Origin of the sequence: Sulfuracidifex tepidarius (assembly GCF_008326425.1) — an archaeon.
Lineage (GTDB): Archaea > Thermoproteota > Thermoprotei_A > Sulfolobales > Sulfolobaceae > Sulfuracidifex > Sulfuracidifex tepidarius.
Genome location: NZ_AP018929.1, coordinates 1,240,711 through 1,256,240, shown reverse-complemented (window position 1 = coordinate 1,256,240; position 15,530 = coordinate 1,240,711). Strand labels below are relative to the sequence as shown.

The window sequence follows — 15,530 nt, the reverse complement described above, 5'->3', positions numbered from 1 at the left end:
AACTAAGCTGTCTTGTTATTCCTATTTGGAACAAGAACATATTGAAAATACATGATTTTACGAACACGCTCTTTTCTATACCATTGAAACCCTAGGGATGAAGTTCCACAAACTGAAAATGTGTATTCTGAACGACGTAGTAAAGGAGACGTCCCGTTAAGGAGGACTTGCAGGGAAAAAATACATTACTTGATCACCACTAGGCTGTTACTGAACCTTAATTTCGTGTGTGTCGTTATGGAATCATAATCCTGGATCGAAGCCAACAACGGGTCGTACATTTTCATCTCGTAATAGCCCACGTAGTATATTTCGTCGGAAAGGGTCACCAGATCGCTCAACCTCGATGCCTTTCGAATTGCGTCTCTCAAATACGAAACGGAGTAACATGAGAGAAGGGGTTGTACCTTACCATCATAAAATGAAACGACCTTATAGTTCTTTTCGCACATAGAACTGACTACCCTGAAAGTAAGGAACGGATAGTCGCACCCAGTTATGAAAACCTTCTCACCTCTTACATGTTTGACTCCTTCCTTAACTCCTTTTAACGGTCCTCCATATTCACCTTCCTCCACTACCTCCCTCTTGTAACCCCGCTTATGTCTGGTTACTATCAAAGGGTCTAGCTCTGACACAAGTCTATCGAGCATGGTCTTTCCGTTGATCCTGAAGGAACACTTATCACACCCGAACCTCCTGGACATACCTCCGGCTAAAACCATTACATCAAAGGAGATAGAGCTCAATCTCCTCTCCCTTTCTGTAATGAGAAAGCCTCTTCAGATAACCGTATGAGTTAGCCTTGGCTAGCTCACTGTATAGCCCGACTCCCCACCTCATGGGTTTGGCGTAACAACCGTCTATTTGGAAAAGAAAAGTAGAGTCCATGTTATGGGTCACCAAGAGTTCCTCGCCCAACTTTACCTTCAGCTTCCTCCTCTGAACGCCGAACCTTGAGAGGAGAGAGAAAACGAGCTCGTGGAGGACAAGGAAAGCAGAAACTACCTGACCCGGAAGAACCAGGACAGGCTTCCCTTTTATTGCACCCATAGCTCCTCTCTTAATCACGTTTGTGGATATCCCCTCGAAGAGAAGGTCTCCTTCCTCCCTTATCACTCTCTTGACGAAGTCCTTCTCTCCCACGGACGATCCACCAATGGAGATCACGACGTCAGATTCCTCCACACCCTTCAAGATGTTAGACCTGACGTCTTCAATGTTGTCTCTGGCTACACCTAAATACTTAGAGCTACCGAACGGGCGGAGGAACTCCATTACCATAGGGGAGATGATGTCTCTGTTCCCCTCATCGCTGTAGAAAGGTGCGAGTTCGTCACCGTTGGCGAAGATAGAGAACTGTAAATCCATTACGTCTATGCTCTTCACTCCTTGTGTGAGGACAAGTCCGATCTTGTTAGCAGTCAAGATCTCCCCTCTCCTCAATATGACGTCTCCCTCCTTCGCGTCCTCGCCTACCTCTCTGATGTCCTTCCCTCTCATTACCTCTCCTTTGAACTCCACGTAACCGTCCTCAGTCGTTCTGGAGTTCTCTACCCTTACCACTGTGTCCGCTCCTGAAGGGATTGGAGCTCCAGTAGCAACGTAATAAGCCTCCCCGGGCATTAGGGAGGGTTGAACCGAGTCTGGAAAGACCTTTCCTGAGATCCTCAGTCTACCGAGCTTCAGGTCTTCGTACCTGACTGCATATCCGTCCATCGCCGACAACCTCTTATCAGGTACGTTCTTGGTCGCGATCAAGTCCCTAGCTAAAGCCCTACCTCCAGCCCTTAAGACGTCCATCTCCTTCGCTTTACATCTCAAGTTAAACGAGTAATCATTGATCAACCTTCTGGCTTCCTCTAGTGATATTAATGCCATATATTAAGATAATGTTGTTAATCATTTAAAATTTAGTTCTATATTACCCTATGAATTGTATCTTCCAGATCGCTGGGCTCAAGGACACGGGTAAGACCTCGGTGATAGAGTCGGTGTTAAACAAGGTCAAGAGAAACAATGAAAAAATAAAGATAGCAGTGATCAAGAAGTCCCATCACGTTGTAGACCCTGAAGGAAAGGACACGTGGAGGTTCAGAAAGGCAGGGGCTCATGTGGTCCTCTTTTACGGTGGAGATAACGTTACCTCAATCCTCATTGAGGAGAATCCGTTGGATTTCTTGGATCTATTGCCCAGCGATGCAGTCCTCATAGAGGGTTTCAACCAGGAAGAAATAGGTGAGAAGTTCATTATAACCTCGCCTGAGGAAGTTGAAAATTTGTCCTCCGTGATAAGTTCGAAGATAGAGGAGTGTTACACGATAAAGAGAATAGTGGTAGACGGAGATACACGGGAGGTAAGGGAGAACTCTAACTTATGGCTAATGTATAATTTAATGAAGAAATTGGGAGTTAAAGAGGTAAAGTTGAAATGCTAGGTGAAGAACAGATCTCGCTTTCATCTTCGGCTTTCGTATCAGATGCGATATTCTTTATGAAGAGGAACAACATCAGGAGGATAGTAGTTAGGGACAACCAGGAAACTTACGGAGTGTTCACCGTAGATGAGGCTTTGCACCACATATTGGAGGGAACTGTAGATATCAAGTTGATAGAGGCAAGGAAAAAGAAGCCTATAGCGGAAGAGGACTTCGACCTCAAAAGGATAGTCTCCAGAATGGTGAAGGAGAACTCTGACTTCGTCCTGGTCGACAAGAAGATAGTCACGGAAAAGGACGTGGTAAAGAGCTTCGATTGGGACTTAGTTGACGAAGTAGTATCGTCCATATCTAATGAAGGAATAGTTATCCCTCCTTATACCAGACTTTTCACAGCTATTGAAATAATGGTGAAGAAGGGAGTCAGACACCTAGTAATAGGTGAGAAGGAACCTATGGGAGTCCTTTCCGCCAGAGACGTAGTGTTCTCCTACGGCGAAATAGGGCTAAACGCTGAGACATCTTCTTTCATCCAGCCGTCCCTCGTTTCGGTGTCGGGGGACATGAAGCTCAGAGAAGCAGTGAAAATAATGCTGTCGAGAAACGTTGGAGCTGTCGTAGTTAGGGAAGATCAAGTTAAATTGTTTACTTTAAGAGACTTGATAAAAGTTATTTCAAAGCATATGTAATAATGTAAGTGTGAGAATCTTAGCTTGTCCCATTGATGGGACCCCAATAGATGAGAACAGATTAACGTGTGAAAAGGAACACAAGTTTTACAAGGTTGATGGCTATTACGACTTCGTATTGAAGGACGTTAAGGTAGATGACGTCTTAGAGAAGGTAGCTCCGCTTTATGAGAACGTTTGGGCTCCAATAGGTATGTTCATAACGTCGCATAGGACTTACAGCTCGATCATGAGGGAAATAGCAGATCACGTTTCTGGAGACGTAGTTGTGGATGTAGGCACGGGACCTGGTAGGCTCTTCGACTTCGTAAAGTGCGGCACATGCGTCGGAGTGGACCTCTCTTCAAAGTTTCTGAAAATGCTAGTTACCAAGAGAAAGAACGTCATCGCAGTTAAAGGGAATGCGTTGGGGTTACCTATTTTAAGCGAAGTTGCTGACGGTGTCGCGTCCTCCTTTGTCCTCCACATGATACCTAATCCGTCTGTCGCCATAAAGGAGATATCGAGGATAACCAAGAAGGGTGGAAATGTAGCAGTTACGGTTTTAGCTAACAGCAACTTCTTTGGGAGAACCCTGTCAAAGTGGTGGAAGCTCGACTTGAGGTCTAAAGACGTGTATGCTTCCTACTTCTCCGATAACGGAATAGAAGTGAAGGAGATGAAGAATATGGGACCTTGGGTCATGATAAAAGGAGAGAAGAGATAAGGTCTGGTTCTGGGATCGCTCTACCCCTGTATCAACTTAATTTAAGTTACTGTATAACAATTAGAAGAGAGGCCGGAAGGAAAGAGAAAATAAGTCGCTCATAGACTCGATAAATAACCTTTCGGTTGATGAAGGTATATCATGTTTCCGCTTCACTGCTCAACACTTAGGGAAAATGAGAGATCCTCTTTTTAGGTCTCAGGTAATGGAATGGAGTTACTTCATCCAAATCGTCATTGCTGTAACTATGAAAGCTATTCCGTCTACTATATCAAGGATCCTGAAAGTTAGCGATGAGAAAGTAACGAAGGAGAAAGCCATTACATATATCCCAGCCACGCCTAGTATGAGGACCAAAATCATCAAAGAGTAGTAGTACATCATTCCATCTCCAGCTATTAACTTGAACAACCTTTCACTACCAGTCAACCCGAAGACTACCCTTTCACCGCCTAAAACTAGGCCCAGCAGATAGAAGTACACAGGGTCCAAGCCGTAGAAGAAGAACGAGAAGTCTGTAAATCCAGACGGACCTAGTCTCCACATTAGCAGAGCTGATAAAGCTACAAGCAGAACTCCGGAGGATATGCTGAGTCCTCTCTTCTTTATCCTGTTAATGACACCGGCCATTGTTCCACACCTACCACTTTCTCTCCTAGTTGAACGTCCATTATCTCACCTGCGAGCAACCCTCCCAGCGCTCCCAGGAGGAGTCCGGGAATGCCCGCAAATTTCAGCCCCAGAAGGCCTCCTATAGTCGTGCCGAATGCTTTACCCATTAATTTATCGTCCACTTTAAATATAGTAGCGAAATCACGCCCGCCAAACTTACCTCTACGCTTAGCAAGAAGTGCGAAGTCGAGTATGGCTTCCCTAACCTCATTTAGATCATCGCTCCTGATCAAGGCAACGTAGTTTTCTATCCCGTTGTTATTCCTGAAGTAAACGGGAATGAAGCCTGAATTCTTCAGCTCTTTGAGCAGGTTCCCAGGCGATCCCTGTACCTTAAAAGAAACCTTGTACATGAATATAACATCTAATAAAAAACTATAAATATATTTGTCAAGTACTCACTAAAAACCTTAGATTTAAGAGTTGGGAAACAGATTGGAACAAGAGCCATGAGCTCTTCTTACACTACACAGAAGTTCTTTGCAATAGGTAAAATAGATACACTTGATGTACCAGAAGAGGTTACACTTACAGGCGATCACAGACACATTTCAGGTGCTGTAGATGAGGCAATAGACAGGCTTAAGGAGTTTTTAAGGAGAGAAGGAATGAAGGGGAAATTCACAGCCAGGATAGAGGTCTTCGTTAAGGACGAAGAGAACTCGAACCTCGTGGAGAGCATAAAAACTAGAATTTCAATATGAGAAGCATGGAAGAGCTTTCAGAGCCTCTAGAGAACTACATCAAGGAGATATACGAATTAGAGGAAATAAAGGGAAAAGCGAAGGTAACTGATCTCATAGATGCATTTCATGTTTCCCCCGGGACCATAAGCAAGGCTATAAGCAGGCTAGAGAAGATGAGTTTAATAGAGAGAAAAAACGGATTGAAGCTCACCCCTGAAGGGAGGAGAATCGCCGAGAGACTTATTAGGTCTCATAGGCTGAGCGAAAGGCTATTGACGGATATGCTCGGTTTAGACTGGATCAGGTCTCACGAGATAGCTCACAAACTCGAACATATATGGCCTGACGATGTTTTAGAGGTGATAGATTCAAAGCTAGACAAGCCGTCAACTTGCCCTCACGGACACCCTATCCCCGGGAGAAAGGTAGACCTTGGTATACTGTTAAGCGAAGCGGGAAAGGGTAAATACAAGGTAATCATGATAGTTAGGGAGGAGGAGTGGATATTAAGGGAAGCTGAAAGAGCGTCTTTGTTCCCTGGAAAGGAAATAGAAGTAATCGACAGGGATGAAGACAAGGTACACATCAGGGTGACGGATAAGGAGTATGTGCTCTCTATTCCCATGGCCAAAGAGGTGATGGTAAGTGACAGATGAACTAGACGAGCTCTCAACAAAGATTCTCATGCACATATACAAATATGGCCCCGATAACCCATGGTACATGGCCAGGAGGCTACTCGGGGAGAGTGGGTGGGCGCCCAAGTATAGTGCGGATGACATAGAGGTAGCTTGTAGGAAGCTTAAGGACGAAGGCTATTTGGTCCCTTACAAGGGTGCGTTGAAGAAAGCGGTAACGTCTTCTGTGAAACCTTGGCTCAAGGTAAAAGCAAAGGAGCTCGGACACAAACCTAAGGGAATATATTACGATCTGACCAAGGAAGGAAGGAGAATAGCTTCTCAACTATATAAGGACTACAAGTCAGAAGAGGATCAAAAGAAAGCGAAAAAGTAGGAAAAAAGGGGGAATGCGTGGTTACAAAAGTGAAGGCTCTTCGAAAGGAACTCTACTAGGCGAAACCGATGAAGGTTAGAGAAACTGTTGATTTAATATTAAGAGAGGCAGACCCGAGGGAACCCACCCTTAAAGGATTGAAACAAATTCCAGAAATTCTTCTGGAAAGGCCACTCGTAATAGCTGTGGGCAAGGCATCTGTGAAAATGTACAATGCAATGACAGAAAAGGTGAAGCCGTGGAAGTCCATAGTAGTAACTAACGCCGGAGACGCTGAAGCCGACGTAGTAATTAGGTCTGGCCATCCTTTCCCTAATGAGGAGAGCTTCAGGGCAGGAGAGACAGTGCTCGACGCGGTAAGAAAGGGAGGTTACACTTCCATACTTTTCCTCCTATCTGGAGGGGCATCATCGCTTATGGAATGGTCTGATAGGCTATCTCCCCAGGATTTCAGGAAATTGAACGAAATTCTCGTCACTTCAGGTCTCTCTATAGACGAAATAAACGTGGTGAGAAAACACGTTTCCTCAATAAAAGGAGGGAGGTTGGCCCTTGAATCCTCTAAAGCAGTCTTCACTCTGGTCGTAAGCGACGTTGTCGGCGGGGACATAAGCTCTGTGGGAAGCGGACCTACAATCCCAGATCAAAGTACGTTAACAGAAGCGTTAGAGATCATGAAGAGCATTGACATAAAGGAAGATAAGTTCATTAAAGCGTTAACTGAGACTCCAAAAGAGATCCCCAACTCCAAAGCGTGGGTGGTCCTCGACGTCGATAAGGTAGTGGAAAACGTTAAATGGAAATTGAACGGAATCTCCCTTTCCTCTTGCGTGAGGGGGGAAGCCAGAGATTTCGGCTACACCTTGTCATCCATCTTAAACAATAGCAGGAAGCGAGGAGAACCACTGAAACCGCCTTTCACCGTAGTTGCAGGAGGAGAGCCCGAGGTTAAGGTAACGGGAAATTCAGGTAAGGGAGGTCGCAACGGAGAGGTGTGTCTCTCTCTAGCGAGGTACGCGAAGGGTGAATTCGAGTTCCTGGCTCTAGCAACGGACGGGATAGACGGTAACTCAGAATATGCGGGATGTTATATAACTTCAGGCCACGGGCTGAAAGTCCAGGACATAGAGAAAGCCCTGAGGGAGCACTCGTCTTATGAAATACTTGAAAAAAACGGAAATGTTTTGAATACGGGTCCAACTGGGACTAATGTGAACAACATTTACGTTCTGTATGCTCCCTGAGTCCTTATCTTCTTCTGCAACATGACCAGACCTTTAGCTATTGCCTCGGGTCTTATTGGACATCCCGGAACGTATATGTCCACAGGAATTCCTATATCAGAAGGAAGTACAGTGTTATACGAGTTCCAGAATATCCCTCCTTCCAAACTGCAAGCGCCTATAGCCATAACGAACTTAGGCTCTGGCATCTGATCATAGACTACCTTAGCTGCTCTGGCCATCTTCCTCGTCATGGTTCCCTCTATCACGAGGATGTTTGACTGCCTAGCTGAGGAGAAAGGTAACATCCCGAACCTCTCAGCGTCATACCTAGCTGCTGCAAATGATCCGAACTCGGTCCCGCAACACGAGGTAGTCAAATGAGGGGGCCACAGAGAGAATGATATCCCCCAGTCCCTCAAAGAACGTATAGGTTTCCTGTTAATTAGCCATTTCGCAGCTTTCCTAGCGGACTCGTTTAGGTCTCCGCTTAATAATATTTCTTGTGCCATAGTTCCATTATAATTTATAGCTCCCGATATAAATGCTTTGATTTAAAATGTTTTAATTATTATAACATCTTCACATCACACATTTCAGCGATCACCTCACAAATCACCGTTCATAGTTCAGCCAAGAGCCTATTCATGCCATGAAAGGCACTCGGAAGTTCGTCATCATTAGAAACCATTTTAATTTCTTTACACTTAAATCCATTCATGACGGAAGTCATCAAGGTCGACCCAGTCAATCCTGAAGCTGAAAAGATCAGGAAGGCTGCTGATCTGGTAAAGAAAGGCGAGATAGTTGCCTTTCCTACGGAGACAGTCTACGGGCTAGGAGGGGACGCTTATAACGCCGAGGCCGCAAGGAAGGTATTTCAGGCTAAGAACAGACCCATGGATAATCCGTTAATTGTTCACATAGCAGACCACGAACAGCTTCTGGATGTGGCAAAGGAGATCCCAGATAAGGTAATGGAGATTACGCAGATAGTGTGGCCGGGACCGTTGACGTTTATCTTGAAGAAGACCGACTCTATACCTAAGGAGACAACAGGAGGTTTGGACACCGTAGCTGTTAGAATGCCTGCTCATCCCGTAGCACTCATGTTGATAAGGGAGAGCGGGGTGCCAATAGCGGCTCCGAGCGCTAACACCGCGACCAAACCAAGTCCTACCACAGCAGAGCACGTGAAACAAGACATGGACGGTAGAATACCCATGATAGTCGACGGAGGAGAGACATTCTTCGGAGTTGAATCCACAATAATTAACATGACAGTATCACCGCCGGCCTTACTCAGACCAGGCCCCTTCACTTTGGAGGAACTGGAGAAGCTGTTAGGTGAGATTTACGTTCCCCCTCAACTGAAAGGCATTGGAGAGTTCGATAAAGCCCTAGCTCCCGGGATGAAGTACAAACATTATGCTCCATCTAAAAAGATGGTGATGGTGGAGGACAACTCCATCTTTCTGGACGCAGTGAAGATGATTTCTAGCAAGAGGAAGATTGCAGTCTTGTGTTCCAAAGAGGTTGAAGTTAAAGTTCCCCCGCAGATACCTCGAATAGTCCTGGGGTCCGAGGAGAACTTGTATGAAATTGCTAGAAATCTGTTCAGTGCTTTCAGGAAGCTCGACACCTTAGACGTTGAAATGGGAGTCATACAGTCCTTCCCTGAAAAAGGCATAGGCATGGCGATAATGAACAGAGCTAGGAAAGCTTGTGGATTTTCCTCTATCCGCAACTTGAAGGAGGCGGAACAATATGCTCTCTGAGATACATCTCAAGAAAGTCACGTCCACCCAAGACTTCGCTGAAGCGATCGCGGGAATCGTTGAAGGGGAGATCTTGGTAGTTGCAGAAGAGCAAACCAGAGCGAGAGGAAGGATGGGAAGGAGCTGGTTCTCCCCTAGAGGAGGGCTCTGGGTAACTTACGTAAAGAGAGACTTCCCGATAGAGAAAGTACCACATACGACCCTCAAAGTCTCTCTTGCTATCGCGGATCTGTTAAGCGAGCTGAACCCTAAAATAAGGTGGCCTAACGACGTGGTAGTCAATGACAAGAAGATAGCTGGTGTCCTGATAGAAGCGTCGGTATACGGCAACTCCGATAGAGGGGATCTCTTTATAGGTTTCGGAATAGACACTGATGTAAGGGAGTTTCCTCCAGACGTCAACGCAACTTCTTACCTCATAGAGACGGGGAAAAGCTTCACGAAGGACGTGAAAGAGATCGTAGAGAAAATGAACTTTTGGCTTGAAAAGGACGATAATGAGGCAGTAAATCAGGTGAATGAGAGGCTTTCAATCAAGGAGAGGAAAGTAAGGCTGATAACTAAGGAAGATGAGTTCACTTGTAAGGCACTTTTCGTAGACTACATGGGGAGACTAGTGACTGAGTGCGGTATATTTGAGGTACAAGACGTGGAGAGAGTGGAGCTTGCAAACTAAGTCAAAGATAAACGTGAAGAAAAATCTCAAGAAAGTGAAATGTGGTAAATTTCTTGAGACCGACCAAAGAGGTGGGATGCTACGACTTTCTCACTTCACTACTAACACTGGTATCTTAGATTCCTGCACTATCCTGCTAGACACGCTACCTAAAACTATTCTCTTCAAGGTGGAAAGACCTCTGCTTCCGGTTATTATTAGATCTGCACCGTTTTTCCCCGCATATTCCAACAGTGAAGACGCTGGGTCTCCTTCAAGTGTCTCACCACTCACGTTCGATAACCCTGCTTGTACTGCCTTGTTCTTGGCCATTTCAACCTCCCTCTTAGCCTTAGTGTAAATCTGGTCTACAACCTCTGCAGGTACTGGAGCTAAGCCCATACCAGTCAACATCGCGGTGTCTATTACCTCTATTACATCGAGCTTTGCATTGTATTTTTGTGCAAGATCTATTCCTATTTCTAACGCTCTGTTCGCGTGCTCCGACCCATCATACGCAACTACTATGGATTTGAACATGAATATTACCCATCTATAACTTTGAAAGAAGAGAATTAAAAAATAAATGGCTTGTTTATAAAGGCTAAATTATCAGAGAAATGCCAGAAACTCTTAAGTCGCCTGAAATTAGAGAACCGCACCTTCTAGGGCTAGACTGTGAAACTACGTTCTTCAATAGCGTCTTTATGTTTCCTGTTAGGACTATCTCTCTTAGCCCTACTCTCTTTTTACCGTCATCAAGCCAGGCTACCGATCCCACCACACTGAACTCTCCGGTCTCTGGGTTGCTTGTATGAACTCCTTGAACTTTATCTACTACCACTGTACCTTCCCTTACGTCCTTGCTCTTTTCCTTAAACTCGATCACCAAGTTGGTCACCGAAATTGAAGGCAGGGAGGTGAAATTCCTTGAGGCAGAAGATGTATGAGGGAGTGAAGCTTTCCTCGACCAATAGTAGTTAGTCAGGAAAGTCTTCGCTGACGACTCCACCAAAACGTTCTCTTGGGTTGGCATGCCTTCAGCGTCAAACGACCTAGAGAATACTCCGTCCTCTCTCCTGGGTGAATCAGTTATCCTGAGCTTAGGGTTTATATCTTCCCCTGGATAGAAGATACTTCTCTTCCTGTAGAAGTTCTCTCCAGAAAACGAGAAGTTAATGAGGGGAAATATGAGCTCTTCCTGTGCCGAAGTCGTAAAGGTTACGTCTAGACCCTTCACCTCTGTCTTAGTTCTGTTTGAGGTTATCTCGGTTTTCTCTTTGAGGGTTTCCTTAACTTCGTCAAGGTCTATATCGAAACGTCTAGATTCTCTAGACTCAAAAACTTCAGGACTCACTTCGCTCCCTGAGACAGTATTGGCTGCTACCCCAAGCGATACGAAGGTCCTCCTCTCCTGGACGTCCACTCCCTCTGTGCTCACTACCTTAACCATGAATGACTCAGAGCGAGTTTGAATGTAGTTGATCTTCAGGTTGTCTATTCCCTCGAAATACGAAGCATATTCCTTTACCTTGTCAAAGGGTTCCTCTACCTCTGAATAGTAAACCCCTGATAGGTAGTCCACTTTCCTTCCGGGAGGGAGCAAGTAGTCCTTATCTTGGTTGGAGACCTTCATCGTATCTAGGGCATAATCTAACACTTTCTCATCTAGTACTGTAGAATAAGCCATCCCAACTCTACCGTCCTTCACAACCCTGATCGCGTAGCCTCTATCGATCACTTGTGACCCAGACTTTTGACCTTTCTCTACATACACTGAGTATCCCTTAGATTCCAAAGAGAGTACCTCTGCTGAGACTCCGATGGATTTAGCCCTGCTTAGAATAGAATACTCGTCAAGCATTTCCTCCCACCTTCATTTTCTCTACTAGTACATAAGGACCTCCAGTACCGACTGGAACTGACTGTCCACCTTTACCGCAGAACCCAGGCCACATCTCGAAGTTCTTGGAAATCCTCCTTATTCTTGAAAGGGTCTCCATCGTGTAACCTGATATCCCGGTGTTCCTCAAAGGCTCTTTCAACTCTCCGTTCTCTACCCTGTAGCCCTCCTGAATGCCGAACTGGAAAGTTCCCTCCGGAGACGTTTCGCCCCCCAAGGTCGATACCAAGAAATACCCTTCCTTAACCTCCTGTAGGATCTCGTCCTTAGACATCTCTCCCGGTTCTATGAAGGTGTTCCTCATCCTGATGAGTACTGGGCTTCTGTAGTCTTCTGCCCTCGCGTTTCCTGTAGGCCTTTGACCCAAATAAGCTGAGTAATAGCGATCCGTCAACATTTCCCTCACTATTCCACCCTTTATTATTTCAACCTTCCTACCTTCTACTCCTTCATCATCGTAAGGGACGTAGCCTATTCCCCCTTCTAGGCTAACCACGGGGGAGTCTACGACGTTAACGTTCTCAGGCGCAATCCTTTTCCCCCTATTCTTGAAGAGAACCCCTGAAGTGGCTAGGTCAGCTTCCGCTAGGTGTCCTACCGCCTCGTGAGAGAAGACTCCTACTACGTCTGGTGCGAGCACTACCGTGTGCTCTCCTCCGTCTGGGACTACACCCTTAAGTTGGTTCTCGAGCCTTCTCTTCAGGGTCGAGACGAGAGAGTTCAAGTCCTCCTCCAATACTGAAGACGTCACAGAGAACTTTGAAACGTAAGCCGACGCCCTTCTATCTGCCTCATGGGCTCCAGCAGAGATGGATAATCCAGACATGAAGTATTTAACTTTGATATCTCTTCCCTCAGAGCTAAGGTACCAGTTCTCGATCCAGGACTCGTTGTAAGATACTGAGACATTGCTAACTTTCATTGATGAGGTGACTTGTTCTCTTAATGACTTCAACACCTTCATTTTCTCTTCCACAGACCTCTCAACGTAGTTCTTGGGTTTCAGCTCCACAGTGTCCTTCTTACTAGGGAGGTATACTATATTTGTCCTTTCATCACCGAAACTGCTCGATATAGCTCTCTTCACATCTTCTGTAGAGAGTGAAGGGGACGACAAGTAGCCCCAGTTCTTATTATAAAGAACTCTCAAGCTATAACCTTGATCTACCCCGTTAGATCTGACCTGATCTCTCTCCTCTGTGGATACAAGAAGCAGGTTTCTGTTCTTCTTGAACCTTATGTCAGCGAAGGAGGCCCCTATCTCTTGTGCCTTTTTTAGAAACTCCCACATATTTCCCGAGATGAATACGGAGTTTTAAAGGCTAGTAAACCCGACCACCTCGAAATTTCGGTTTCACTAACTGGTCTTATGTCTGAACTTATTTATTTTATTCCTTTAATTACATATGCACTATATTTTTTCCTATAAAAACATAAACTTCCTCGGAAAGGCTTAAAGTATGCTTTAAAAAGATCTCTTTTATGATGTTGAAAAATCCTCATATAATCAACTTTTTTGACAACATGAACCAAAAGAAATCTCGGTCCAACGGTTCCAAATTGACCGGGGACGTCACGACGTTGCAAGTTAGCCTTTCGACATGTGAACAAATCGGCGTTTTCGTCCCGTGGAATCATAAAATGTTAATTTTCAAAGCAGGAAATAGGGTTCAAAAAGGAGGTCGCTGATGTCCGAGAAGATAAGTATTTCAATTCCACGAGAATTGCTAAATGAGCTGGAACAGTTCATGGACGAGAAAAAGTCTGGAGATAGGTCTAAGATAATACAGCTGGCTTTGAAGAACTTCCTTGACGAGAACAAAGAATCAGACGAGCTAGTTTACGGCGTAATAAGCGTGGTATATGACTTCGAAGTGGCAGAAACCGATTTCACTAGAGTTCAACACGAATACGCAGAAGTGATAATGTCTAACTCTCACGTTCATGTATCGCACAAGGAATGCATGGAAGCGATCTTCGTGAGGGGAAAGAGGTCTGAGATAGTACGTCTCGTGAAAGAACTGAACAGGATTAAAGGTATAAAAAAGGTGAAACCTACTTTCTCTTACATTGAGCAAGACGCCTGAAATTAGAATAGATGAGAGTTTCAGGAAAATAGGGGGGTTCGTGACGTACTCCTCTGCAAAGGGGATAAGGAACTCCAAGGGGAGCCTGGACGTTAACCTTGAGCTAAAAGGTATATCGGGAGATCCAGACTCACTTAAGGAAAACCCGGTAGTGAGATGTTACAGGGATTTCTACTGGAAAATAGGCATAGATCCGACTAAGACCAGACCTAGTGGCGAGGCTTTGAGGAGAAGAGTCCTGAGGGGACTTCCGTTCCCCAGAATCAACGACCTAGTTGACGTAGGAAATGTGGTGAGCGCTAGAACTCTCATTCCGATCGGAATATATGACATGCGCTTCATAGAGTTTCCTCTGGCGCTTACAACGTCTAAGGGTGACGTCTTCTTCGGGATAGGAAAGGGAGAGGAAGAGGGAAAACCTTTGCCAGACGGGACACCGGTGATGAAGGACTTCACGGGAAAAGTCGTTCACATATTTCCCCATAGGGACTCCAGGGTCACGAGCGTAAGGGATGACACTTCAGAAGCATTAATAGTAGGGGCTGGAGTGAAAGGAGTTCCTCCACAGGAAGTCAAGAACGCGGTAGATGAAGTGACCTCCTACATAGAAAAGTTTCTATTTGGAAAAAGAGCCATGGATACCGTGGTGTTACAATGAGGAAGCTTTTACTCATAGGCTACGGCAACGTAGGGAAGACCTTCAGGAATTTTTTGCATAAATGGAAAGAGGAGTTGGACGCGGAGATAGTCGGTGTAGTGACTAGAAGAGGGTTGATGATGGGAGATTCGCCGGAGTTCAGAAAGGATGCAGACGTAAGCGTCACGGACGCTATAGACAAGGTGAAACCGGACGTTTTAATCGACATGGCGTCGGCGAACTATAAGGACGGACAGCCTTCCCTTTCAGCTTACTTTCACGCATTCGAGGTTGGGGCTGACGTGGTAACTACCAATAAGGCTCCCTTGGCAATTAGATATTTTGAGATCATGGAGAACGCTAAGAAGCATGGAAGAAAAATAGGGTTTCAAGGGACTGTTATGAGCGGAACTCCGTCGATAAACCTTTATAAGGTTTTACCGCTCGCCAAGGTGAAGAAAGTCAGGGGAATACTGAATGGGACTACAAACTTCATTTTGACCGAGATGTACGAAGGAAGGGACTTCTCTGAGGCTTTAAGTGAAGCGAAAAGGCTTGGCTACGCGGAAGAGGATCCCACTGTAGACCTGAACGGATTTGATGCTGGGGCTAAACTTACAATACTTGCTAACTTGATGCTCAACAAGAAGGTGAAAATAGGCGACTTTCAGATAAAGGGAATAGAGGACCTCAAGCTTGATGACATAGAGGAAGCAAAAAGGAGAGGTTCAAAGATAAAGCTCATAGCCTACGCCGACGAAAAAGAAATATCTGTGAGACCTATGGAAATAGAGGCTAATGACCCATTATTCTCAATAGACGGTGTAGAGAACTCCCTGGAAGTAACAAACGAAGTCCAGAGAGTTTCCATCAGAGGACCCGGCGCCGGACCGGAAACTGCAGCTTACGCTGCGATATCGGATCTTTTTATTATAAATGGAACAAAATAGTTAATCTTGTTTACATTTTTACATGAATATAAAAAGTATGTTCTAAAAGTTAATTGTGATTTATAGGCTAATTTTTATTCTTAGGAGTCGTC

General features: G+C 45.1%; 20 protein-coding genes. 12 read left to right on the top strand and 8 right to left on the bottom strand.

The features are described 5' to 3' along the window. Positions 1–185: 185 nt before the first annotated feature. Positions 186–749, bottom strand: a complete 564-nt coding sequence (locus tag IC007_RS06205; RefSeq protein WP_149528505.1) for a molybdenum cofactor guanylyltransferase — start codon at positions 747–749, stop codon at positions 186–188. Continuing rightward, positions 730–1,881 carry a molybdopterin molybdotransferase MoeA gene (locus IC007_RS06200; RefSeq protein WP_054845716.1) on the bottom strand — a complete coding sequence of 384 codons (1,152 nt, stop codon included), beginning with the start codon at positions 1,879–1,881 and terminating at the stop codon, positions 730–732. Before IC007_RS06200 ends, IC007_RS06205 begins: the two co-directional genes overlap by 20 nt. A gap of 50 nt (positions 1,882–1,931) precedes the next feature. Here IC007_RS06200 and mobB point away from each other — a divergent pair, with 50 nt between their 5' ends. From mobB to IC007_RS06185, 3 genes are read left to right on the top strand one after another with little or no spacing between them, the layout of a single operon-like run. Further along, on the top strand, positions 1,932–2,438 hold the full coding sequence (mobB, locus tag IC007_RS06195; protein ID WP_054845715.1) for a molybdopterin-guanine dinucleotide biosynthesis protein B: 507 nt from the start codon (positions 1,932–1,934) through the stop codon (positions 2,436–2,438). Next, positions 2,432–3,127 carry a CBS domain-containing protein gene (locus IC007_RS06190; protein WP_054845714.1) on the top strand — a complete coding sequence of 232 codons (696 nt, stop codon included), beginning with the start codon at positions 2,432–2,434 and terminating at the stop codon, positions 3,125–3,127. The genes mobB and IC007_RS06190 overlap by 7 nt, the downstream gene beginning before the upstream one ends. A 10-nt stretch (positions 3,128–3,137) precedes the next feature. Next, positions 3,138–3,833 (top strand): class I SAM-dependent methyltransferase, encoded by a 696-nt coding sequence (locus tag IC007_RS06185; protein ID WP_054845713.1) that lies wholly within the window; start codon positions 3,138–3,140, stop codon positions 3,831–3,833. A 216-nt stretch (positions 3,834–4,049) separates the two neighbouring features. Here IC007_RS06185 and IC007_RS06180 read toward each other — a convergent pair whose 3' ends face one another. After that, positions 4,050–4,463 carry a hypothetical protein gene (locus IC007_RS06180; RefSeq protein WP_054845712.1) on the bottom strand — a complete coding sequence of 138 codons (414 nt, stop codon included), beginning with the start codon at positions 4,461–4,463 and terminating at the stop codon, positions 4,050–4,052. Then, a complete protein-coding gene (locus IC007_RS06175; protein ID WP_054845711.1) occupies positions 4,439–4,858 on the bottom strand; it encodes a hypothetical protein in 420 nt (139 codons plus the stop codon). The genes IC007_RS06180 and IC007_RS06175 overlap by 25 nt, the downstream gene beginning before the upstream one ends. A 96-nt stretch (positions 4,859–4,954) precedes the next feature. Here IC007_RS06175 and IC007_RS06170 point away from each other — a divergent pair, with 96 nt between their 5' ends. From IC007_RS06170 to IC007_RS06155, 4 genes are all read left to right on the top strand, one after another. Further along, a complete protein-coding gene (locus IC007_RS06170; RefSeq protein ID WP_054845710.1) occupies positions 4,955–5,209 on the top strand; it encodes a hypothetical protein in 255 nt (84 codons plus the stop codon). 5 nt (positions 5,210–5,214) lie between these two features. Beyond that, the gene (locus IC007_RS06165) at positions 5,215–5,847 is read left to right on the top strand and encodes a metal-dependent transcriptional regulator (RefSeq protein WP_054845758.1); all 633 of its coding nucleotides are present in this window, start codon (positions 5,215–5,217) and stop codon (positions 5,845–5,847) included. Positions 5,848–5,875: 28 nt separating this feature from the next. Next, a complete protein-coding gene (locus IC007_RS06160; RefSeq protein ID WP_054845757.1) occupies positions 5,876–6,205 on the top strand; it encodes a hypothetical protein in 330 nt (109 codons plus the stop codon). Positions 6,206–6,273: 68 nt separating this feature from the next. Continuing rightward, positions 6,274–7,449 carry a glycerate 2-kinase gene (locus IC007_RS06155; protein WP_054845709.1) on the top strand — a complete coding sequence of 392 codons (1,176 nt, stop codon included), beginning with the start codon at positions 6,274–6,276 and terminating at the stop codon, positions 7,447–7,449. Here IC007_RS06155 and IC007_RS06150 read toward each other — a convergent pair. After that, positions 7,428–7,940, bottom strand: a complete 513-nt coding sequence (locus tag IC007_RS06150; protein WP_054845708.1) for an NADH-quinone oxidoreductase subunit B — start codon at positions 7,938–7,940, stop codon at positions 7,428–7,430. The genes IC007_RS06155 and IC007_RS06150 overlap by 22 nt on opposite strands. Positions 7,941–8,147: 207 nt before the next feature. Between IC007_RS06150 and IC007_RS06145 the strand changes: the two genes are divergently transcribed. After that, a complete protein-coding gene (locus tag IC007_RS06145; protein ID WP_054845707.1) occupies positions 8,148–9,206 on the top strand; it encodes an L-threonylcarbamoyladenylate synthase in 1,059 nt (352 codons plus the stop codon). Beyond that, a complete protein-coding gene (locus IC007_RS06140; RefSeq protein WP_054845706.1) occupies positions 9,196–9,882 on the top strand; it encodes a biotin--[acetyl-CoA-carboxylase] ligase in 687 nt (228 codons plus the stop codon). The genes IC007_RS06145 and IC007_RS06140 overlap by 11 nt, the downstream gene beginning before the upstream one ends. Before the next feature lie 90 nt (positions 9,883–9,972). Here IC007_RS06140 and IC007_RS06135 read toward each other — a convergent pair whose 3' ends face one another. From IC007_RS06135 to tldD, 3 genes are all read right to left on the bottom strand, one after another. Beyond that, positions 9,973–10,401, bottom strand: a complete 429-nt coding sequence (locus tag IC007_RS06135) for a universal stress protein (RefSeq protein WP_054845705.1) — start codon at positions 10,399–10,401, stop codon at positions 9,973–9,975. A 64-nt stretch (positions 10,402–10,465) separates the two neighbouring features. Further along, positions 10,466–11,725 carry a TldD/PmbA family protein gene (locus tag IC007_RS06130; RefSeq protein ID WP_149528504.1) on the bottom strand — a complete coding sequence of 420 codons (1,260 nt, stop codon included), beginning with the start codon at positions 11,723–11,725 and terminating at the stop codon, positions 10,466–10,468. Beyond that, positions 11,718–13,055, bottom strand: coding sequence for a zinc metalloprotease TldD (gene tldD, locus IC007_RS06125; RefSeq protein ID WP_054845702.1), 1,338 nt, complete (start codon positions 13,053–13,055; stop codon positions 11,718–11,720). Before tldD ends, IC007_RS06130 begins: the two co-directional genes overlap by 8 nt. 397 nt (positions 13,056–13,452) lie before the next feature. Here tldD and IC007_RS06120 point away from each other — a divergent pair, with 397 nt between their 5' ends. Genes IC007_RS06120 through IC007_RS06110 form a run of 3 tightly spaced genes read left to right on the top strand, consistent with a single transcriptional unit; the run spans position 13,453 to position 15,438 of the window. After that, positions 13,453–13,851 (top strand): CopG family ribbon-helix-helix protein, encoded by a 399-nt coding sequence (locus tag IC007_RS06120; RefSeq protein WP_054845700.1) that lies wholly within the window; start codon positions 13,453–13,455, stop codon positions 13,849–13,851. Next, positions 13,835–14,509 (top strand): B3/B4 domain-containing protein, encoded by a 675-nt coding sequence (locus tag IC007_RS06115; RefSeq protein WP_232049033.1) that lies wholly within the window; start codon positions 13,835–13,837, stop codon positions 14,507–14,509. Before IC007_RS06120 ends, IC007_RS06115 begins: the two co-directional genes overlap by 17 nt. Next, complete coding sequence (locus IC007_RS06110) at positions 14,506–15,438, top strand: homoserine dehydrogenase (RefSeq protein WP_054845699.1); 933 nt, start codon at positions 14,506–14,508, stop codon at positions 15,436–15,438. Before IC007_RS06115 ends, IC007_RS06110 begins: the two co-directional genes overlap by 4 nt. Positions 15,439–15,530: the final 92 nt, after the last annotated feature.